This is a genomic window from Streptomyces kaniharaensis, from assembly GCF_009569385.1.
In the GTDB taxonomy this organism is placed as follows: Bacteria; Actinomycetota; Actinomycetes; order Streptomycetales; family Streptomycetaceae; genus Kitasatospora; species Kitasatospora kaniharaensis.
In genome coordinates this window covers 1415788-1434266 of record NZ_WBOF01000001.1, presented here as the reverse complement: position 1 = coordinate 1434266, position 18479 = coordinate 1415788, and the positions used below count along the sequence as shown (strand labels likewise).

General features: G+C 71.2%; 19 protein-coding genes and 1 pseudogene. 9 read left to right on the top strand and 11 right to left on the bottom strand.

What is annotated here, in order from left to right:
- The first annotated feature begins 96 nt into the window (after window positions 1-96).
- Window positions 97-1833 carry a carbohydrate-binding module family 20 domain-containing protein gene (locus F7Q99_RS06570; protein ID WP_326846344.1) on the top strand — a complete coding sequence of 579 codons (1737 nt, stop codon included), beginning with the start codon at window positions 97-99 and terminating at the stop codon, window positions 1831-1833.
- A gap of 71 nt (window positions 1834-1904) precedes the next feature.
- Here F7Q99_RS06570 and F7Q99_RS06565 read toward each other — a convergent pair whose 3' ends face one another.
- Window positions 1905-2648: an SDR family oxidoreductase gene (locus F7Q99_RS06565; protein WP_153460459.1), complete on the bottom strand. Its 744-nt coding sequence runs from the start codon at window positions 2646-2648 to the stop codon at window positions 1905-1907.
- 428 nt (window positions 2649-3076) lie between these two features.
- Between F7Q99_RS06565 and F7Q99_RS06560 the strand changes: the two genes are divergently transcribed.
- On the top strand, window positions 3077-4132 hold the full coding sequence (locus F7Q99_RS06560) for an alpha/beta hydrolase (protein ID WP_326846343.1): 1056 nt from the start codon (window positions 3077-3079) through the stop codon (window positions 4130-4132).
- A gap of 64 nt (window positions 4133-4196) precedes the next feature.
- Here F7Q99_RS06560 and F7Q99_RS06555 read toward each other — a convergent pair whose 3' ends face one another.
- On the bottom strand, window positions 4197-5057 hold the full coding sequence (locus tag F7Q99_RS06555) for a hypothetical protein (RefSeq protein ID WP_153460458.1): 861 nt from the start codon (window positions 5055-5057) through the stop codon (window positions 4197-4199).
- 39 nt (window positions 5058-5096) lie between these two features.
- Window positions 5097-5606: a SigE family RNA polymerase sigma factor gene (locus F7Q99_RS06550; protein WP_153460457.1), complete on the bottom strand. Its 510-nt coding sequence runs from the start codon at window positions 5604-5606 to the stop codon at window positions 5097-5099.
- A 227-nt stretch (window positions 5607-5833) separates the two neighbouring features.
- Between F7Q99_RS06550 and F7Q99_RS06545 the strand changes: the two genes are divergently transcribed.
- Both F7Q99_RS06545 and F7Q99_RS40925 read left to right on the top strand, forming a co-directional pair.
- Window positions 5834-6568: a hemerythrin domain-containing protein gene (locus tag F7Q99_RS06545; RefSeq protein WP_153460456.1), complete on the top strand. Its 735-nt coding sequence runs from the start codon at window positions 5834-5836 to the stop codon at window positions 6566-6568.
- A gap of 64 nt (window positions 6569-6632) precedes the next feature.
- Window positions 6633-6826, top strand: a pseudogene (locus tag F7Q99_RS40925) (hypothetical protein); the annotation flags it as partial.
- A gap of 38 nt (window positions 6827-6864) precedes the next feature.
- On the opposite strand, the gene F7Q99_RS06535 reads toward F7Q99_RS40925, so the two are convergent.
- Together F7Q99_RS06535 and F7Q99_RS06530 are read right to left on the bottom strand one after the other, a co-directional pair.
- Complete coding sequence (locus tag F7Q99_RS06535; RefSeq protein WP_153460455.1) at window positions 6865-7410, bottom strand: DUF1707 and FHA domain-containing protein; 546 nt, start codon at window positions 7408-7410, stop codon at window positions 6865-6867.
- A gap of 132 nt (window positions 7411-7542) precedes the next feature.
- Window positions 7543-8091 carry a DUF1697 domain-containing protein gene (locus F7Q99_RS06530; RefSeq protein WP_326846342.1) on the bottom strand — a complete coding sequence of 183 codons (549 nt, stop codon included), beginning with the start codon at window positions 8089-8091 and terminating at the stop codon, window positions 7543-7545.
- A gap of 110 nt (window positions 8092-8201) precedes the next feature.
- On the opposite strand from F7Q99_RS06530, the gene F7Q99_RS06525 reads away from it, so the two are divergent.
- Window positions 8202-8672: a pyridoxamine 5'-phosphate oxidase family protein gene (locus F7Q99_RS06525; protein ID WP_153460454.1), complete on the top strand. Its 471-nt coding sequence runs from the start codon at window positions 8202-8204 to the stop codon at window positions 8670-8672.
- Window positions 8673-8719: 47 nt separating this feature from the next.
- Here F7Q99_RS06525 and F7Q99_RS06520 read toward each other — a convergent pair whose 3' ends face one another.
- Window positions 8720-9076 (bottom strand): arsenate reductase family protein, encoded by a 357-nt coding sequence (locus F7Q99_RS06520; protein WP_153460453.1) that lies wholly within the window; start codon window positions 9074-9076, stop codon window positions 8720-8722.
- Between the two features lie 116 nt (window positions 9077-9192).
- On the opposite strand from F7Q99_RS06520, the gene F7Q99_RS06515 reads away from it, so the two are divergent.
- Window positions 9193-10410: a cytochrome P450 gene (locus tag F7Q99_RS06515; protein WP_153460452.1), complete on the top strand. Its 1218-nt coding sequence runs from the start codon at window positions 9193-9195 to the stop codon at window positions 10408-10410.
- A 39-nt stretch (window positions 10411-10449) separates the two neighbouring features.
- On the opposite strand, the gene F7Q99_RS06510 is transcribed toward F7Q99_RS06515, so the two are convergent.
- Window positions 10450-11076, bottom strand: a complete 627-nt coding sequence (locus F7Q99_RS06510) for a 3'-5' exonuclease (protein ID WP_153460451.1) — start codon at window positions 11074-11076, stop codon at window positions 10450-10452.
- Window positions 11077-11321: 245 nt separating this feature from the next.
- On the opposite strand from F7Q99_RS06510, the gene F7Q99_RS06505 reads away from it, so the two are divergent.
- Together F7Q99_RS06505 and F7Q99_RS06500 are read left to right on the top strand one after the other, a co-directional pair.
- Window positions 11322-12554, top strand: a complete 1233-nt coding sequence (locus tag F7Q99_RS06505) for a trypsin-like serine peptidase (protein WP_153460450.1) — start codon at window positions 11322-11324, stop codon at window positions 12552-12554.
- A gap of 201 nt (window positions 12555-12755) precedes the next feature.
- The gene (locus F7Q99_RS06500; RefSeq protein ID WP_153460449.1) at window positions 12756-13109 is read left to right on the top strand and encodes an amphi-Trp domain-containing protein; all 354 of its coding nucleotides are present in this window, start codon (window positions 12756-12758) and stop codon (window positions 13107-13109) included.
- Between the two features lie 193 nt (window positions 13110-13302).
- Here the strand turns inward: F7Q99_RS06500 and F7Q99_RS06495 are convergent, their stop codons facing one another.
- The 3 genes from F7Q99_RS06495 to glnA all read right to left on the bottom strand — a co-directional run bounded on the left by F7Q99_RS06495 (window position 13303) and on the right by glnA (window position 16873).
- Window positions 13303-13872, bottom strand: a complete 570-nt coding sequence (locus F7Q99_RS06495) for a phosphatase PAP2 family protein (protein WP_153460448.1) — start codon at window positions 13870-13872, stop codon at window positions 13303-13305.
- Complete coding sequence (locus tag F7Q99_RS06490) at window positions 13865-15220, bottom strand: diacylglycerol/lipid kinase family protein (protein ID WP_326846341.1); 1356 nt, start codon at window positions 15218-15220, stop codon at window positions 13865-13867. The genes F7Q99_RS06495 and F7Q99_RS06490 overlap by 8 nt, the downstream gene beginning before the upstream one ends.
- A 240-nt stretch (window positions 15221-15460) precedes the next feature.
- Window positions 15461-16873 (bottom strand): type I glutamate--ammonia ligase, encoded by a 1413-nt coding sequence (gene glnA, locus F7Q99_RS06485; RefSeq protein WP_153460447.1) that lies wholly within the window; start codon window positions 16871-16873, stop codon window positions 15461-15463.
- 275 nt (window positions 16874-17148) lie between these two features.
- On the opposite strand from glnA, the gene F7Q99_RS06480 reads away from it, so the two are divergent.
- Window positions 17149-17616 carry an RDD family protein gene (locus F7Q99_RS06480; protein WP_326846340.1) on the top strand — a complete coding sequence of 156 codons (468 nt, stop codon included), beginning with the start codon at window positions 17149-17151 and terminating at the stop codon, window positions 17614-17616.
- Window positions 17617-17717: 101 nt separating this feature from the next.
- Here the strand turns inward: F7Q99_RS06480 and F7Q99_RS06475 are convergent, their stop codons facing one another.
- Window positions 17718-18419 carry a DUF4191 domain-containing protein gene (locus F7Q99_RS06475; protein WP_407697751.1) on the bottom strand — a complete coding sequence of 234 codons (702 nt, stop codon included), beginning with the start codon at window positions 18417-18419 and terminating at the stop codon, window positions 17718-17720.
- Window positions 18420-18479: the final 60 nt, after the last annotated feature.

Sequence of the window (18479 nt, the reverse complement as noted above, 5' to 3'; positions counted from 1 at the left end):
GCAGCCCTAAGTTCGCTGCAAGTTTCCGGCAAGTTACAGAAACTTCCTGCAGTTCCCCTCCCCGGCTGTCCCACCCCAGCCACCCCAGGAGACGACGTGGTCACCACCGCCCCCACCCGCCGGCCTGCCCGCGCGGCCGGCGCGCTCGCAGCCTCGGCGGCGCTCGCGCTCTCGCTCGGCGCGAGCCTCGGCACCCCCGCCGCCCAGGCCACCCCGCCCGCCAACAACGGCAAGGACGTCACCGCCACCCTCTTCGAGTGGCGCTTCGACTCCGTCGCCCAGGCCTGCACCTCCACGCTCGGCCCGAAGGGCTACGGCTTCGTCGAGGTCTCGCCGCCCCAGGAGCACATCCAGGGTCCGCAGTGGTGGACCTCCTACCAGCCGGTCAGCTACCAGATAGCCGGGCGGCTCGGCGACCGGACGTCCTTCAAGAACATGGTCGACACCTGCCACGCGGCCGGGGTCAAGGTCATCGCCGACGCGGTGGTCAACCACATGAGCGCCGGCTCCGGCACCGGCACCGGCGGCACCGTCTACAGCAAGTACAACTACCCCGGCACCTACCAGGACCAGGACTTCCACTCCTGCCGCCAGCCGATCACCAACTACAACGACCGCACCAACGTGCAGACCTGCGAGCTGGTGAACCTCGCCGACCTGGACACCGGCAGCACGTACGTCCAGCAGACCATCGCGCACTACCTGGACGACCTCGGCTCGCTCGGCGTGGACGGCTACCGGATCGACGCGGCCAAGCACATCGCCGCCACCGACCTGGCCGGGATCAAGGCCAAGATGGCCAACCCCAACGCCTACTGGGTACAGGAGGTCATCTACGGCGCCGGCGAGCCGATCCAGCCCACCGAGTACACCGGCAACGGCGACGTCGACGAGTTCCGCGTCGGCACCGACCTCAAGCGCATGTTCACCAGCGACAAGCTCGCCAACCTCAACGGCTGGGGCGCCTCCTGGGGCTACCTGCCCAGCGGCCAGGCCCGCAGCTTCCTCGACAACTGGGACACCGAGCGCAACGGCTCCACCCTCAACTACACCTACGGCAACACCTACACGCTGGCCAACGTCTTCCTGCTGGCCTCGACCTACGGCTCGCCGAACATCTACTCCGGCTACAGCTTCACCAACAAGGACGACGGCCCGCCCAACGGCGGCACCGTCAACGCCTGCTACCAGGACGGCTGGAACTGCACCCACGCCTGGCGGCAGGTCGCCAACATGGTCGGCTTCCGCAACGCCGTCGCCGGCACCGGCGTCACCAACTGGTGGTCCAACGGCAACAACGCCATCGCCTTCGGCCGCGGCAACCGGGGCTACGTCGCGATCAACCACGAGACCGGCGCGATCACCCAGACCTTCCAGACCGGCCTGCCCGCCGGCACCTACTGCGACGTCCAGCACGGCGACCCGCAGCCGGGCGGCGGCTGCACCGGCCCGACGTACACCGTCGGCGCGAACGGCCAGTTCACCGCGACGGTCGGCGCGGGCGACGCGGTCGCGCTGTACGTCCCGAGCGGCACGAACGTCACCGGCGCCTCGTTCAACGTCAACGCGACCACGTCGTTCGGCCAGAACGTCTACGTCGTCGGCGACAACCCCGCGCTGGGCGCCTGGGACCCGGCCAAGGCACTGCCGCTCTCCTCGGCCGGCTACCCGGTCTGGTCGCTGGCGCTCTCGCTGCCGGCCGGCACGTCCTTCCAGTACAAGTACGTCCGCAAGGACGGGAGCGGGGCGGTGACCTGGGAGTCCGGCGCCAACCGGACGGCGACGGTGCCCTCCTCGGGCACGGTCACGCTGAACGACACCTGGCGGCCGTAGGACGTCATCGGAGGGACCCCCGTCGGCCTGGCGCGACGGGGGCCCTCTCGGCGTGTCCCGCCCGACCGCCTCTAACCGCGACCGATGTACGGCATGGCGGTCGCCATCACCGTCGCGAACTGCACGTTCGCCTCCAGCGGCAGCGAGGCCATGTGCCGCACCGTGCGCGCCACGTCGGCCACGTCCATGGTCGGCTCGGGCGCGATCCGCCCGTCCGCCTGCCGCACCCCGGCGCTCATCGCCGCCGTCATGTCGGTCGCCGCGTTGCCGATGTCGATCTGCCCGCAGGCGATCCGGTACGGGCGGCCGTCCAGCGACAGCGACTTGGTCAGCCCGGTCACGGCGTGCTTGGTCGCCGTGTACGCGATCGAGTGCGGGCGAGGGACGTGAGCCGAGATCGAGCCGTTGTTGATGATCCGGCCGCCCTTCGGGTCCTGGGCCTTCATGACCGTGAAGGCGGCGCGGGCGCAGAGGAAGGCGCCGGTCAGATTGAGGTCGACCACCGCCCGCCAGTCGTCCACCGCCAGCTCGTCCACCGGGACGGCCGGGCCGAAGCTGCCCGCGTTGTTGAACAGCAGGTCCACCCGGCCGAAGCGCTCGACGGCCGTGGCGAACAGCGCGTCCACCGCCGCCGGGTCGGTGACGTCGGTGGGCAGGACGGCGGCGGAGGTGCCGCTCAGCCGGGCCGTCTCGTGCAACGGGTCGGCCCGCCGCCCGGCCAGCACCGGCTGCCAGCCGGCCGCGGCCAGTTCGACCGCGACGGCCCGGCCCACCCCGGACCCTGCTCCGGTCACGACGGCGATCTGCTGGGGCATGGCGGGCTCCTCGTCTCGGGGATCCTGGGTCTCGGGGGTCCCGGGCGTCTCGGGTGTGAGGCCTCGGGCGTGAGGTCTCGGGTGTGAGCCGATCGTTCCGGATGCGCCCGGCGCCGTCACTGGTGGAACGGCCCAGAGTTCCGGCGGCCCGGCCGGTCGGCGGCTGTGCACCCAGCCGTTCGGCGCCCGTCGCTCGGCGGGGATCTGTGAAGACCTTTACCTGATCGCGAACAAACATTGGATTGACGGTGGCCGACGCGCAACCGGCCCACCCCGACCCACGTCATAAGATCGCAGGCGGCGCGCGTCGGCGCGCCGCACTCCGGGGACCGCGTCCCACCGCGCCCCGGGGTCTGTGTCCGGCCCCACCGGGGGGCCGCCGCCCGGCCAGACGGACCGGGCGTGACATCGGTCGGAGAGTCCTCACCGTGCTAAGGCAGTCGTCTCGTTCCCGCGCCGTTCTGACCGGCGTCGCCGCGCTCACCCTGGCCGCCTCACTCGCGGCCTGCGGGAGTTCCGGCGGCGGTAAGGGGGACAGCGCCAAGGCGGACGGCACCCCGAGCGCCACCGGCAGCGCGGCCCCGGGCAGCCCGGCCGCCGCGAGCGCCGCCGCGCCCAGCACGACCGCCGCGGCCTCGAACGGCAAGGTGCTGATGCCCACCGGCCCGGCCGCCAACCTGACCAAGGCCCGGGACACCGCCGCCGGCCCGATCATGATGACCAAGGTGACCGGTGCGAAGTCCGGTGTCACCGGCCAGGTCTGGGTCTGGCTGCCGCCCGAGTACAACGACCCCAAGTACGCCAAGACGGGCTTCCCGGTGCTCACCCTCTACGCGGGCGGCCAGAGCAACGGCTACAACACCTGGACCGACAACCAGCTGCCGATCCAGGAGGAGGACGAGCAGCTGGTCAAGGCGGGCAAGGCCCACCCGTTCATCATGATCATGCCGGTGCAGAACTTCAACAGCGACGAGAACAACGCGCTGGACTGCTCCGACATCCCGGGCCAGCCCAAGATGGGCACCTGGATGGCCCAGGACATCCCGGACTGGGTCCGCGCCAACTTCCGCACCCTGAAGGGCCGCGACGGCTGGGGCATCATGGGCGCCTCCACCGGCGGGTTCTGCAGCGCCAAGCTCTCGCTCCAGTACCCGGACGTGTACAAGGCCGCCGTCCCGATCGACGGCTACTTCATCCCGGACTCCCACCTCTGGAAGGGGCACGAGACCGAGCGGCAGGCCAACGACCCGGACGTGCTGGTCACCCAGGGCAAGGCCGACGTGAAGATGCTGGTCACGGCCGGCGGCGCCAACGGGTACGAGAAGGGCGTCGTCAAGAGCTGGGTGGCCAAGGCCGCCCCGCCGGTGTCCATCGAGTACTACGAGCAGCCCGGCGGTAAGCACCTGACCTCGGACTTCAAGAAGATGATCCCGGACACGCTGCAGTGGCTGACCAAGAACCTGGCGGGCCCGGCCTCCGACTGACCCCGCCCGACCGTCATCCGCCGGTGCCAGGGACACCCCCGTGTTCCCCGGCACCGGCGGTGGTCTATCGGGCGGGCTCCTTGGCCTTGTAGTACCAGCCGTCGCGGATCGCCTCCAGGAAGCCCGGCGCGGCTGCCAGGTCCAGCAGCTGGGGGAGGGCGATGGTCTCGTCGGTCGGCTGGAACGGGGGCGTGCCCACCCGGCCGAAGGCCAGGCCGTATCGCCTGTTCTGGGGGGTCACCACGGAGAGCGCGCTCCACTGACCCCGGCCCGGGTTCAGCGGGTGGTAGGCCCAGGCGACCGAGCCGTCCGGCAGGGTCCGGCGCTCGCAGTCCCTGCCGACGGGGGGCACCGGGCCCCACTTGCTCGAGTTCGTCTCGCAGGGCGAGGCCTGGCCGCCCTCCGTGTCGACGTACAACTCGTCCTCCCGCCACGCCGCCACGGCGCCGCCGTCCTTCCTGGTGAAGTTGTACGACCGTGAGTTCCCGCCGTCGGTCATGCTGCTGAAATCCTCCGGCAGGTGGGCCTGGAGCACCTTCAGCAGGGCCTGGTGCCCGGCCGCGTTGACCTGGCGGTCCCACTCGCGGACCGCGGCCTGGTCCCACGGGGCGGGCGGTGGCGGGAAGCTGCTGGGCGCCGGGCTGGGTGCGGCCGAGGCGCTCGCCGACGCCGTTGGCCCCGCCGGGACGGTCGTGCGCTCCGCCGCAGTCCGTCCGTCGACCGCCCACCCGGCGGTGCCCAGCAGCGCCACCGCGGCCACCGTGGCGCCCAGCGCCGTCAGCCGGCGCCGTCGCCGCAGCCGCCCGCCCGCGTGGCGGACCTCCGGCAGGAGCGCCGGGGGAGCGGTGGGCTCCGGCTGGTCCAGCACCGTACGGAACAGTGCGCCCATCTCGTCGGCGCCGAACGCCGGATCGTCCCGGTTCATCCCGGTTTCCTCTCCTCTTCCGTGTTCGTCATCCCGTGCTCAGAGCGCCGCGATCTCGTGCAGCGAGTCGCCGAGGATCGTCCGCAGCTGGGCCAGTCCCCGGCTGGTGTTGGACTTCACCGTGCCGGTGCTCTGGCGCAGGACCGCTGCCGTCGCCTCGATCGTCTGGTCCTCCCAGAACCGCAGCACCAGCGCCGCCCGGTAGGCCGGGGTGACCTGCGCCAGCGCGGACAGCAGGGCCAGCCGCCGCTCCGGGTCCTCCGAGGCGCCAGCGCCGGGCGCGTCGGGTACGTCCGGTGCCGTCACCTCGTGCGAGCGGCGCCGCCGCCGGGTGTCGATGTAGCTGCGCACCAGCGTGGTGCGGGCGTAGCCGGCAGCGGACTCCGGGTCGCGCAGCCGGGGCCAGCGCGCGTACAGCTTCACCAGCGTGATCTGCACGAGGTCCTCGGCGAGGTGCCAGTCGCCGCTGAGCAGGTACCCGGTGCGGCGCAGCGCGGTGTACCGGCCCGCGACGAACTCGTCGAACGACTGCTCCAGGTCCGGTGACATGCGGCCTCGCTGTTCCTGTGGGTTCCGGCGCGCGGCGCGCGGCGCGCGCCCTCGCCCGGATACACGGGACGGGCGTCGCAAACTGTTGCGTCCGGCCGCCGAAACGGCTGTGACCTGCGCGTCAATCGGACATTGATTCACCTCTGATCGACTGAGCGCACTGTGAATGGGGCCGCCTTCCCGGAGGCCGTGACCCGGACGCCCTGCCGACTCGTGAAGAGAGTGTCATGCCGATCCACCTGCTGCCCCAGCCGTCCCCCGTCGCGCCGGAGCGCGCCGAGGACGAGGACCCGGCGGCCATCCGCTTCGCCGGACTGCGGCTCGTGCACGCCGCGCTCCGCCGGGACCTCGCCCGGCTGCCCAACGCGCTGCGGCTGCTCCAGCCCGGCGAGGACGACAAGGGCGAGGCGCTGCTGCGGCACTGGGACTTCGTCACCGCGATGCTGACCTGCCACCACGAGCAGCAGGACACCCGGATCTGGCCGATCGTGCGCCGCTTCGCGCCGGAGCTTCGGCTGCTGCTCAACTGGCTGGAGGCGGACCACCACAACCTCGACCACTCGTTCACGCGGGTCACCACCCTGGTCCGGATCGCCAGCCGGGACACCGGCAGCATCTGGCCCGTCGCGTACGCGATCGAGGACCTGGCGGCCCGGCTGGAGACGCACCTGCGGATCGAGGAGCGGCAGTTGCTGCCGCGGATGGAGCTGGTGTTCACCGCCCACTCGCGGCTCGGCGGCCTGGCCGAGCTGCTGGACCTGCTGCGCTCCGCGGACGGCCCGGGCACGGCCGACGCGCTGGCCTGGCTGCTGGAGGGCGTGGAGCCGGCGGCGGTCGAGCGGCTGCTCGCCGAGTGCGACGACGACGTGGCCCGCAGCTGGCCGCACTGGCAGTCGACGTACCAGCGCTGCACCTCGCCGCTGTGGGGTCCGGCGGACGACTGGGAGGTCGTCCCCGACTGACCGGGCCCTCTCCGCGGGTCCCCGATCTACGCGCGTGGCACGGGCTCGACCCGTCCCACTCCACCTGGGTTTCGGCATCGACGCCTACCACGGCGTCAACCACTCGCTGGTGCTGGAGAACCTTGCCTCCCTGGAACCGAGCACCGCTACCTGGGCCGGATCGAACACACCATGCTGATGCGACAGATCAGCACCGTCATCGAGGAGTTCCGGGACCGGCTGGCGCGCCAGCGCCCGCCCAGGCAGTTCCCGCACTGACCGCGGCCGGCCGTCCAGCCGTTCGTCCAGCCCTTCCGTCAGCCGTTCGCGAGCCGGAACTCCAGGTTGCCGAACCGGACCTGGTCGCCGGGGTGCACCCGTACGCCGCCGGCGATCCGCTGCCCGTTCACGTGCGTGCCGTTGGTCGAGCCGAGGTCGTACAGCACCCAGCCGCCGTCCTCGTGCCGCAGCTCCGCGTGGTGGCGGGACACCGAGGCGTCGTGCAGCCGCAGCCCGGAGCCTGGCAGCCGGCCGATCGTCAGCTGCCGGGCGCCGGCCTGCGGCAGGTTGAGGCCGGGCAGCCGCTCGGTGCGCCAGGCCCGGCCGAGCCGCTCCCCGAAGCCGGAGATCCGGCCCACCGTCCGCAGCACGAAGCGCTCCACCGGGCTTCCGGTCGGGAGGTCGGCCATCGCCGTGTCGAGCTCGGCGCGGCTCGTGGCGTGCAGGACGAGCTCCATGCGGCCGAGGAAGGTGTCGTGCGACAGCCGGCCGCTGCTCGCGCCGTCCCGCAGCACCCCGAGCGCCTGGTCCCGCTCGGCCTCGGACGGCCGGACCATGTTGGTCCGGATCTCAGGAGGCGTCATGTTCAAGATTGTCAGTGCCCCCGTGCACGCTGTCCAGATTCCGGCCGCCGGGCGACGAGCTCGAAGGACGCCCCCCACCTCACAGGACACCGGGGCCGCATCCTGCGGTTCCCGCGCCTCGCCGAAACCTCGTCAGGGCTTCCTGGCCGCCGCCAGGATCTTCTCGGTGGTGTGCAGGAACCGGGAGGTGACCGAGCCCCCGTAGCCCTTGCCGAACAGCTCGCCGGTGACCCACTTGCCGTTCTTCAGGTGGATCACCACGTACGCGGCGCCGTCGTCGGCGCCGATCACCTCGTGGTCGCCCTTCGGCGAGGTGTACGGGATCGCGAGGTCCGCGGGCAGCGGCTCGGAGAGGAAGGCGACGACCAGCCGGACGTCGGACGTCACCTCGACGCCGCGGAACGGCTCGGCCGCCAGCAGCTCGGCCACCTCGTCGACCGTCCGCAGCAGCACCGGGACGGGATAGCCGAGCGCCTCTTCCAGGTGCCGCTCGATCCGCCGGGTCAGGGCGGCGCGGTCGGGCTCGTCGGTGGTGAAGAAGACGTTGCCGCTCTGGATGTACGAACGGACGTTCCCCAGCCCCAGCTCCGCGAAGAGCGCCCGCAGCCGCTCCATCTTCACCGTCCGGCCGCCGACGTTGATGGCTCGCAGGAAGGCGATGTACGTGGTCGTGGTGGTCACCCCGCCAGTCTGGCACCGCCCACCGACAACGCTCCGGCACCGGGTGTCGCCCGGCGCCGGACGGCCGCCGGTGCCGGGCGGTTGTCGGTGCCTGGTGCCAGACTGGCGCCATGGCTACCTGGCAGGATTTCGAGCACGAGGCACCCGATCTCGCGCCCCTGGTACGGGCACGGTTCGAGGCCAACAAGCACCACGTCCTGGCGACGCTGCGCAAGGACGGATCGCCCCGGGTGAACGGCACCGAGATGGACTTCATCGGCGCCGACGTGATGCTCGGGTCGATGTACGGCTCGGTCAAGGCGCGCGATCTCCAGCGCGACGGCCGCTTCGCGATCCACTCCCACCCGGGGGACGAGACGATGGCGGGCGGGGACTCCAAGCTCTCCGGCCGCGCCGTGGAGATCACCGACGAGGTCGAACTCGCCGCCTACGTCGCCGATCTGCCCGAGCCGCCGCCCACCCCGTTCCACGCCTTCCGGCTGGACCTGGAGCAGGTGGTGCACACCGGCCTGGAGGACGGCCACCTCTGGGTCTTCAACTGGCACCCGGGCCGGCCGGTGGAGCGCATCCGGCTCCACTGACCGGCTCCCGGATCCTGCGGCGCAGTTCCTCCTGCGGAAGGATCCTGCTATGGCAGAACGGACTTGAGGGCCTCGGGGGTCCGGGCCACGACGGCGTGGCCGTCGTCCGCGGTGATGATCGGGCGCTGGATCAGGATCGGGTGCTCGGCCATCGCCGCGATCCAGCGCGCCCGATCGCCCGGCTCCCGGGTCCACTGCTTCATCCCGAGGTCCTTCGCGGCCTGCTCGTCGATGCGCGTGATGTCCCACGGCTCCAGGTCGAGCCGCTCCAGCACCGCCTCCAGCTCGGCCGCGGTCGGCGGGTCCTCCAGGTAGCGTCGCACGGTGTACTCGGCCCCGACGGCGTCCAGCTCGCCGAGCGCCGCCCGGCACTTGCCGCAGCGCGGGTTGATCCAGATCTCCATGCCGCCAGCCTACCCAGGCCCGCCCCGCGCCGGACGAACCGGCGCGGAGCGGGAACTCCCGCCCGCCCTTCGGTGGTTCACGAACCGGGACCACGAATCCGTGAGGGGAGCACCGGATGGACGGCACGGCGATCATCGAGCAACTGCTGACCAGCGAGGGCAGGGCGGATCCGTACCCGCTCTACGCGCGGGCGCACGAGCTGGGCACCGCGGTGTCCGCCGGGCCGGGCACCCTCCTCGCCCTCGGCCACGGCACCGCCGACAAGGTGCTGCGCACCGCCGGCTTCGGCGTCGCGACGGCCGAGATGCAGGCCGGGCTGGCCCCGGAGTTCGCCGAGCACTCGTCCCTGGCGCTGTTCGGCCGCTCGATCCTGGAGCGGAACGCGCCCGACCACGCCCGGGTCCGTTCGCTGATCGCCTCAGTGTTCACCGCCCGCCGGGTCGCCGCGCTGCGGCCGGCCGTCGAGGCGGCCGTCGCCGGCCTGCTGGACGAGATGGCCGAAGCCGGCTCCGACGGCTCGGCCGTCGACTTCATGGACGCCTTCGCCTTCCGGCTGCCGGTAGGCGTGATCTGCGAACTGCTCGGCGTGCCCGCGCGGGACCGCTACCGCTTCCGCGGCCTCGCCGGGGACCTCACCGTCGCCCTGGAGTTCGTCCAGGACCTCGCCGAGCTCGGCGCCGCCGACGCGGCGGCCGACGAGCTGGCCGGCTACTTCACCGAGCTGGCCGCCCAGCGCCTCGCCCACCCGCAGGACGACCTGGTCACCGACCTCGCCCGGATCGCCGCCGAGGACGCGGAGCGCCTCTCCGCCCAGGAGCTGCTGGCCAACCTGGTGCTGCTGCTCGTGGCCGGCTTCGAGACCACCACCAACCTGCTCGGCAACGGCCTCGCCCTGCTCTTCCGCCATCCCGACGTGATGGCCGGCCTGCGCACCGGCACGCTCGCCCCGGCCGGATTCACCGACGAGGTGCTGCGCTACGACTCGCCGGTCCAGCTGACCACGCGGATCGCGCTCACCGACGGCCTCGCCGTCGACGACCTGCCCGCGCCGCCCGGCAGCATGGTGCTCGTGATGCTCGGCGCGGCCAACCACGACCCGGCCCGCCACCACCGCCCGGAGGTCTTCGACCCGAGCCGCACCGGCAGCCAGCCGCTGAGCTTCGGCGGCGGCCCGCACTACTGCCTGGGTTCCCAGCTGGCCCGCCTGGAGGCCGAGGTCGCGGTGCCGGCCCTGCTGGACCGCTTCCCCCGGCTCACCCCGGGCGGCGTGCCGACCCGTCGTGACCGCCTGGTCCTGCGCGGCTACGAGACCCTGCCGGTCACCGTCCGCTGAGCCCGCCAGGGCCGGTCACCGTCCGGCGACCGGCCCTGATCAGGCGCGTTCGGCCGCGTCGACGCCCGGCCACTCCAGGAGGTTCGCGAACAGCACCGCCTGCTCCCGCGCATCGTCCAGCGCGTGGTGCGTGTGCGGCAGGTCCGGCAGCAGCTCCGGCGGCATGGACCGCTTCCCGACGCCCGCGAACGGCACGCCCGCCCGGGCCGCGTACAGCGTCTTCAGGTCCATGCACCCGGAGTGCCCGAACGGGCTGGAGCCGGTGAACCGGATCAGGTACCAGTACACGAACTGCCAGTCGTACACGGCCGGGTAGGCCACCATCACCGGCCGGTACCGCCGCCCGCCCGGCCCGGTCCGCAGCCGCTCCACCCACTGTGCGAACTCCCGCATCGCGGCCGCCGGTTGGGCTCCGCCCGCCTCCAGCGCGGCCCGGTCCAGCCCCGACACGGCGAGCGCCTCCGGGTTGTAGTCCGCACTGATCGGTCGCAACTCCCGGTAGAACGAGGCCGCCTGCCCGCCCGCCCGTCGGAACCCGTCGGCGTCGTGCCAGCCGGCCACCGCCGCCCCGAAGCTCACCATCGAGTACGGCCCCGGGATCGGCCCGTCCGCCTCCACATCCACCGACACGTACACCGTCGGCGTCACACCACGATTGCTCCCCATGCCGCCGATCCAACACCCCGTAGCCCCGGTCCCGCCAAGCGATTTACCGGCACGGAGCGCAGCCGGCCGGCCCGGGTCGTGGAACCGCACCTCCCTCCGTCGGCCACCGCCGTCGGCGGCCGGAGACGATCTCCGGCTCATGACAGGTCCGTGATAGGGGCTTCGATCATGCTGCTTGCGACCGGGCACGCGGGGGCGTGCTGACACCCGGCGCTTCATCAGTTTCACGGGGGAGTTGGAAACCCATGTCATCTGCTCGTAGAGCCAAGCGTTCCGCCCGTGCCGTCCTCGGGACGGCCGCGCTGGCGCTGACTGTGCTCACCACCACGTCGGCCTGCGGGCCGGACAACAGCCCGGGCGACGCGGCGACCACCGCGGCGGCTGCCAACAACGCGCCGAACCTCGGGCTGCCGGCCAACCTCGACGACCTCAAGAAGTGGAACTTCCAGGACTGGGAGAAGTGGGCCAAGGATTACGCCCTCCCAGCCGCAGTCAAGGGCTACTGGACGCTGGAGAAGATCCTCAGCGCCAAGCCGGTCGAGCCGCGGAACCCGCCGACCCCGGGGCCGCAGCCGACGAAGTCCGCGCAGCCGCCGGCTCCCAAGCCGACGAACACGCAGGCTCCGACCTCGCAGCCCTCGCAGTCGCCCGACGACGGAAACGACCCGCTGCCCACCACGGTCAACGCGCAGGCCGTGCCGCACCCGTACGCAAAGAACCTGGCCGTGAACGGCAAGATCCTCTTCGACGAGCCCGGTAGCACGGGGGGCCTGAAGGGCAGCTACGAGTGCTCCGGCACGGTCGTGGCCGACCCGGCCCATCCCGGCAAGAGCAACCTGGTGTGGACCGCCGCCCACTGCGTCCACCAGGGCAAGGGGGGAGCGGCCTTCAGCCACATCACGTTCATCCCGGGCTTCAACAGCAGCGGTGCGCTCAGCGGCGGCAAGAAGGCGACGGAACTCTCGCAGTTCGCCCCCTACGGCGCCTGGGCCGCGAGGGGGCAGGTCACCTCGCCGGTGTGGAAGGCCGAGGGCGGTGAGAAGGGCAACGCGGCGTCGCAGTACGACTTCGCGATCCTCCGGGTGGAACAGCCCGACGGTGACACCGGCAAGTCGCTGGAGGAGACGGTCGGCGGCGCGGTGCCGGTCTGGTTCAACGCCCCGCGCGACCAGCTGAACCTCTCCGAGTACGGCTACCCGGGCGCGGCTCCGTACGACGGCCTCGAGCTGAACCACTGCGAGAGCGGCAGGCCCGTCCGGCTGTCCTTCACCACCGAGCGCCCGGCGATGCTGGCCGTCGGCTGCAGCATGACGGGCGGCTCCAGCGGCGGTGGCTGGTTCACCGTCAAGGACGGCAAGCAGACCCTGGTCAGCAACGTCTCCATCGGCAAGCACGACGGCGAGCCGAAGATCCAGGCCGGTCCGTACCTGGACGACGTCGCCAAGGGCATGTTCGAGTTCATCTCCAAGAAGGGCTGACCCGGCCCCGCGAACGGCTGCCCCCCGCACCCGAGTCAGCCCGGGTGCGGGGGGCAGCGCCAAGTGTGGGGCGAGGTCTACAGGTCGTAGCAGAGCGTGAACATGCCCCTGAACAGGTCGTTCTGGTCGTCATCCTGCGGCTCCCCGGCGTGTTCGTGCACCTGATCACGCGGGACAGCGGATGGTGGTCACCTGCCAGGAATGCCCGGGACGGAGATCAGCGCGGCTCTTGAAGTCACCTGGTCTTCTTTACGGTTGGAGGAAGTCGTGAAGGACCTCAAGTTCGAGCAGAAGTCCTCACTGTCGCGCCTTGAGGCCGCGGATCTGCTGTCGGCGCTTGCGGCCGCGCTGCGGCACGGCGACGGTGCTCAGCTGGAGCTCGGCCCGGGGACGGTGAGCCTGCGGATCCCAGAGGAACTCCGAAGTGAGATCGAGATCGAGGTCGGCGATGGCGAGCTCGAACTCGAAGTCGAGCTCAAGTGGCCGGTCGCGCAGACCGACAAGGCTTCGGCTCGGTCGGCATCCGGCCCGCAGGACGAGTCCTCACCGAGCTGATGCCTCCATCACCCACCGCCACGGCCGACCGCTGGGCGGTCGCTTGTGCAGCGGTGTGAGAATTCGCTGCCCGCCGCCACTCGGTCGCTCGACGGATCGCCCTCGTCGCGCACGGCGCACTGCCCTCGGATGACGAAGCCGCAGGTGGCAATCATGGTGAGCGACCAGAACGGGTTGCGAAATCGGAGCGTGGTCACCGGCAAGGGGGCCTCGGTGCCCAGTGGTTCGCGCCGGCCGTGACGGCGGCGGCGCTGGCGATGCCGATCAGTGCTCCAGCCGCCACGTCGCCCGGGTAGTGGACTCCGGTGTGGACACGGGAGTACCCGACCGCGCAGGCGAGCGTGCCGAGGGGGAACGCGAGCGCGGGCAGAGCGGACCCGGTGACCGCGGCGAAGGCGACCGCGGCGGCGGTGTGCCCGGAGGGGAGGGAGGGCGAGGAGGGCATCCGGACGTGGCGCTCGGCGCTGCTCGCGGTCGCCAGTCGATCCGGTCGCGGCCGTCGTATCAGCTGTTTGACCACCAGGTTCGCACCGGCCGAGGCCAGACCTACGGCAAAGACGCCGAGCACTGCCGCGCGCCGCGTCCGCCCGGGACGAAGAGCGAGCAACCCGGCTGCGGCCAGAGAGAGCTTGGAGTGGTCGGCTGCGGATGACAGGCGTCGCAGACCGCGGTCGAGAGCCGGGGTCTCGGTGGCGGCCACCGCGGCGTAGACGGCGCTGTCGAGGACCATCAGGTCGCGTACCACGTCACGGGCGCTAACCATCGGAGTAGTCCGACGCGGTCGGGGCTGATCGGGGCCGGCCGAGGGCGAGCTTGAGCAGTTCGGGCCAGTCGAGGGGCGGAGCCGCCGTCGGCGTGCCGGGCCGGTTCCTGGGCACCAGGACCCGCAGGGCGCCCGGGTGGATGTCGCAGGTGACGGGGGTCGGCAGCTGGAGCGCTTCTCCGTCGACGGCGACCGCGATGAGGTCCGTGTCCGAGTCCACCGTGACCCGGGGAGACGTCAGGATGCTCAGCCCGGGAGCCCGAGAACCACGGAGAGCGACCTGCGCCGCCTGAGCGGCGTTGCTCACGTGGATCCCGACGACACCCAGCGTGCCGAGATCGAGCCGGGGTCTGCGGCCGACCAGGGCTGCGGGCTGGGGCGCGGCGTAGGGGTTGTTGCTGATCAGGAGGGCCTGCTGGGCTTCCAGCCGGGCAGTTGCCGTCCGTGCGTTGAGCGGGTGGCCGGAGTACCCGTGCAGCAGGTCGGGCAGCGCGTCCAGAGTGGCGCCGGCCTTGGCATCGCGGTACTCGGGGCGCTGCACGATCTGCGCGTACACCCCGAACGAGACCGTGTTCACGAACGGCCGGCCGTCGACCGTGCCCAGATCGACGAGTAGTTCCTCGCCGTCGCTGAGCGCGTCGAGGCATCGGTCGGGAGCGTCGCGGTCAAGGCCCAGGTCCATGGCGAAGTGGTTGCGGGTGCCTGCGCAGATCACCAGGAACGGCAGGTTGTGCTCGGCGGCGACCGCGGCCACCAGGGCCTGGGAGCCGTCGCCGCCAGCGACCCCGAGCAGGTCCGCGCCGTCGGCCACGGCGCGACGGGCGATCGTTCCGATGTCCGTCCGGGCGGACGTGTCCAGCAGGACGACCCGGGCACCGAGAGCCTCGGCCTTCTCCATCAGCCCGAAGCGCCCGACTTTGCCGCCCCCGGACTTCGGGTTCATGATCAGCACCGGATACCTGAGAGCGGGGGATGCGACCGCTCGCATGCCCTGGGGCCCTTGGATCACGCGCAGGGCCGACCTGGCGCATAGCGCCGCTGCCTCGAGGAACGCGACCGCGGTCAGTGCGGCGGGCCACAGACTCGCCCGGGTGTAGAGCACCAGCACGGCCACGGGAGCGGCGAGTGCGAGCAGAGTCCCGGCTACCCGCACGGCACCGTGGCGCGACAGTACCCACCAGGTCCCGGCCGCTGTGACGATCAGGCAGGCCACCCCGATCACGACGATCAGCAGGCCACCACGTCCGCCCAGGGTAACCAGTGCCACCAGAGAGCCCAGCACGAAGGCCAGTGCCAGCCGCGCCAGCAGACGTCCTTGCGCAGCCGCGGGGGCATCGATCGATCTCACGTCCGCTCCCTCCTGCGGCCTCTGCCTGTCAGGATGGGCGCCATCCGCCGACCGAGCACCTGGTGAGGGCTGAACGGCTGATCGTCACAGGCCGGCCGACCCGTTGCAGCGGTATTCGAGGCGCACATCGCGAAAACGAGGCAAAGTCACCTACTCGCGCAGCGTCGGTGCAGGTCAGCGACTCGCTGACCTGCACCGACGCAAGTGGTCCGATCTGCATTCCCGCAGGTCAGATGCCCCTTACAGGTCGTAGTACAGCTCGAACTCGTACGGGTGGGGGCGCAGGGCGATCGGGGCGATCTCGTTGGTGCGCTTGAAGTCGATCCAGGTCTCGATCAGGTCCGGGGTGAAGACGTTGCCCGCGAGCAGGTACTCGTGGTCGGCCTCCAGCGCCTCCAGGACGGCCGGGAGCGAGGAGGGCACCTGCGGGACGTTGGCGTGCTCCTCGGGAGCCAGCTCGTAGAGGTCCTTGTCGACCGGCTCCAGCGGCTCGATCTTGTTGCGGATGCCGTCGAGGCCGGCCATCAGCATCGCCGAGAAGGCCAGGTAGGGGTTGGACGACGGGTCCGGCGCGCGGAACTCGATGCGCTTGGCCCTGGCGTTGGAGCCGGTGATCGGGATGCGGATCGCGGCCGAGCGGTTGCGCTGCGAGTACACCAGGTTGACCGGCGCCTCGAAGCCCGGCACCAGGCGGTGGTAGGAGTTCATCGACGGGTTGGTGAAGGCCAGCAGCGAGGGGGCGTGCCGGAGCAGGCCGCCGATGTAGTAGCGGGCGGTGTCGGAGAGACCGGCGTAGCCCTGCTCGTCGTAGAAGAGCGGCGAGCCCTCGCTCCACAGCGACTGGTGGACGTGCATGCCCGAGCCGTTGTCGCCGAAGATCGGCTTCGGCATGAAGGTGGCGGTCTTGCCGTTCCTCCAGGCGACGTTCTTGATGATGTACTTGAACAGCATCAGGTCGTCGGCGGCGTGCAGCAGGGTGTTGAACTTGTAGTTGATCTCCGCCTGGCCGGCCGTGCCGACCTCGTGGTGCTGGCGCTCGACCTCCAGACCGGCCTTGGCCAGCTCCAGCGACATCTCGGCGCGCAGGTCGGCGAAGTGGTCCACCGGCGGGACGGGGAAGTAGCCGCCCTTGTACTTGACCTTGTAGCCGCGCACGTCGCCCTCGGCGGCACCGGTGTTCCAGGCGCCGGCCTCGGAGTCGATGTGGTAGAAGGACGCGTTGGCGCTGGTCTCGAACCGCACCGAGTCGAAGACGTAGAACTCGGCCTCGGGCCCGAAGAACGCGGTGTCGGCGATGCCGGAGGAGGCGAGGTAGGCCTCCGCCTTCTTGGCGACGTTGCGCGGGTCGCGGCTGTAGGACTCGCCGGTGACCGGGTCCTGGATGAAGAAGTTGATGTTGAGGTGCTTCTCGGTCCGGAAGGGATCGAGCCGGGCCGTGGCGAGGTCCGCGACGAGGGCCATGTCGGACTCGTGGATGGCCTGGAAGCCGCGGATCGACGAGCCGTCGAACATCAGGGTGTCGGCCGGGTCGAAGGTCGCCGCAGGTACGGAGAAGTGCTGCATGACGCCCGGCAGGTCGCAGAAGCGGACGTCGACGAACTTCACGTCGTTGTCCTGGATGAACTGCTTCACTTCGGCGGCGTTGTTGAACATCCATCCTCCTCGGCGTGCGAATGGGGCTCACCCTAGGAATGGTCCGTTTCCGACCGGTGACCCGCTCGTTTCCTAGATGTTAACCGCGACCGTTGAGCGGGCGGCAAAGGCGTACGGGACGGGACAAAACGCTCTGCCTGCCAGGATGCCACTCGTGAAGTGGTCTGGACCACTTGGTAAGTCCCGGAACGGGGATTCACCCGGTCGGGGGCGACGCCGCCGACCACGGGGGAGCCGGTGGCGGCGCGGACGGGCCGCCCGGTTAGTGTGGATTCGTGGACACCAGAGAAGCGTTGGGATCGTGGATCGACGGCCCGAAGGCGGCCGCCGAGAAGATGGGCGCCGACTTCGGCTACCGCGGTGAGCGCCTCGGACTGCCCCAGGAGGGCCCCGGCTCGATCGCCGGCCCCGGCCGCCGGATCGGCGCCGTGTTCGTGGACGGCTGGCTCGTCTCCCTGGTCGCCTACGGGATGATCGCCAACGGCGCCGTCGTCTCGGCCAACCTGTGGACGACGCCCCTGTTCTTCGCCGTCACCGCGCTGCTGCTCTCCACCACCGGCACGACGGTCGGCAAGCGGCTGTTCGGCCTGCGGGTGGTCCGGCTGGACGGCGGCCGCGCGACCATCCCGCAGGTGATGCTGCGCACCCTGCTGCTCTGCCTGCTGGTGCCGCCGCTGGTCTGGGACCGCGACGCCCGCGGCCTGCACGACAAGGCGGTCGGCACCGTCGAGGTCCGGATGTGACGTCGTCCGTATCGACACACGTGTGACGTCCGTGTCGAAACGCCGAACGGCCCCGCTGCGAAGAGTTCCGCAGCGGGGCCGTTCCGGTGTCGACGGGGGAGTCAGCGGGCCTGGCCGCCCTTGGGCATCCGGGCGCCCTTGGGCATCGGGCCCTTGGGGATCGGCGCCTTGGAGAGCAGGTCGCCCAGCGCGCGCAGGCGGTCGTTGGTCTCGGTGACCTGGGCCGGGGTGATGGCGCGGGGCAGGCGCATCAGGTGGATCTGCAGCTTCTTCAGCGGGATCTCGCCCTCGCCGTCGCCCACCACGATGTCGTGCACCGGCACCCCGTCGCCGACCACACGGGCCATCTTCTTCTTCTCGGCGGCCAGCAGCTGGCGCACCCGGTTCGGGTTGCCCTCGCCGATCAGCGCGATGCCGGCCCGGCCCACGGCGCGGTAGACCGCGTCCTGGTTACGGGTGACCGCGACCGGGGTGGAGCTGGAGCTCCAGCCGCGCCGGATGTTGTTCAGCACCGCCGCGACGGCGCCCGGCTGCCCCTCCATCTGCCCGAACGCGGCGCGCTCGGCCCGGCGCCCGAAGACGATCGCCATGGCCAGGAAGGCCACGATGAAGCCCAGGATGCCCAGATAGACGGGGTGGTCGATCGCGAAGCCGATGGCGAGGAACACGCCGAAGGTCAGCAGGCCGACGCCGGCGATGATCAGGCCGATCTTGGTGTCGACCTTCTTGGTCATGGTGTACGCCAGGCGGATCTGCTTCAGTCGCCCGGGGTTCTCGGATGTTTCCCTCGCCATAACGCTCATGGTACGTGGCGCGGGTGCGGGATATCCAAGCCCGGGTACCCGTTCGCCCGAACCGTGACC

What these genes read in the sequence shown, in the direction of transcription:
- F7Q99_RS06520 (WP_153460453.1), bottom strand. Translation starts at nt 9,076, where the DNA reads ATGGAGATCTGGATCAACCCGCGCTGCGGCAAGTGCCGGGCGGCGCTC.
- F7Q99_RS06495 (WP_153460448.1), bottom strand. Translation starts at nt 13,872, where the DNA reads ATGGTTAGCGCCCGTGACGTGGTACGCGACCTGATGGTCCTCGACAGC.
- F7Q99_RS06510 (WP_153460451.1), bottom strand. Translation starts at nt 11,076, where the DNA reads ATGGGGAGCAATCGTGGTGTGACGCCGACGGTGTACGTGTCGGTGGAT.
- F7Q99_RS06565 (WP_153460459.1), bottom strand. Translation starts at nt 2,648, where the DNA reads ATGCCCCAGCAGATCGCCGTCGTGACCGGAGCAGGGTCCGGGGTGGGC.
- glnA (WP_153460447.1), bottom strand. Translation starts at nt 16,873, where the DNA reads ATGTTCAACAACGCCGCCGAAGTGAAGCAGTTCATCCAGGACAACGAC.
- F7Q99_RS06525 (WP_153460454.1), top strand. Translation starts at nt 8,202, where the DNA reads ATGGCTACCTGGCAGGATTTCGAGCACGAGGCACCCGATCTCGCGCCC.
- F7Q99_RS06550 (WP_153460457.1), bottom strand. Translation starts at nt 5,606, where the DNA reads ATGTCACCGGACCTGGAGCAGTCGTTCGACGAGTTCGTCGCGGGCCGG.
- F7Q99_RS06505 (WP_153460450.1), top strand. Translation starts at nt 11,322, where the DNA reads ATGTCATCTGCTCGTAGAGCCAAGCGTTCCGCCCGTGCCGTCCTCGGG.
- F7Q99_RS06535 (WP_153460455.1), bottom strand. Translation starts at nt 7,410, where the DNA reads ATGACGCCTCCTGAGATCCGGACCAACATGGTCCGGCCGTCCGAGGCC.
- F7Q99_RS06555 (WP_153460458.1), bottom strand. Translation starts at nt 5,057, where the DNA reads ATGAACCGGGACGATCCGGCGTTCGGCGCCGACGAGATGGGCGCACTG.
- F7Q99_RS06500 (WP_153460449.1), top strand. Translation starts at nt 12,756, where the DNA reads ATGCCCGGGACGGAGATCAGCGCGGCTCTTGAAGTCACCTGGTCTTCT.
- F7Q99_RS06475 (WP_407697751.1), bottom strand. Translation starts at nt 18,419, where the DNA reads ATGAGCGTTATGGCGAGGGAAACATCCGAGAACCCCGGGCGACTGAAG.
- F7Q99_RS06515 (WP_153460452.1), top strand. Translation starts at nt 9,193, where the DNA reads ATGGACGGCACGGCGATCATCGAGCAACTGCTGACCAGCGAGGGCAGG.
- F7Q99_RS06545 (WP_153460456.1), top strand. Translation starts at nt 5,834, where the DNA reads ATGCCGATCCACCTGCTGCCCCAGCCGTCCCCCGTCGCGCCGGAGCGC.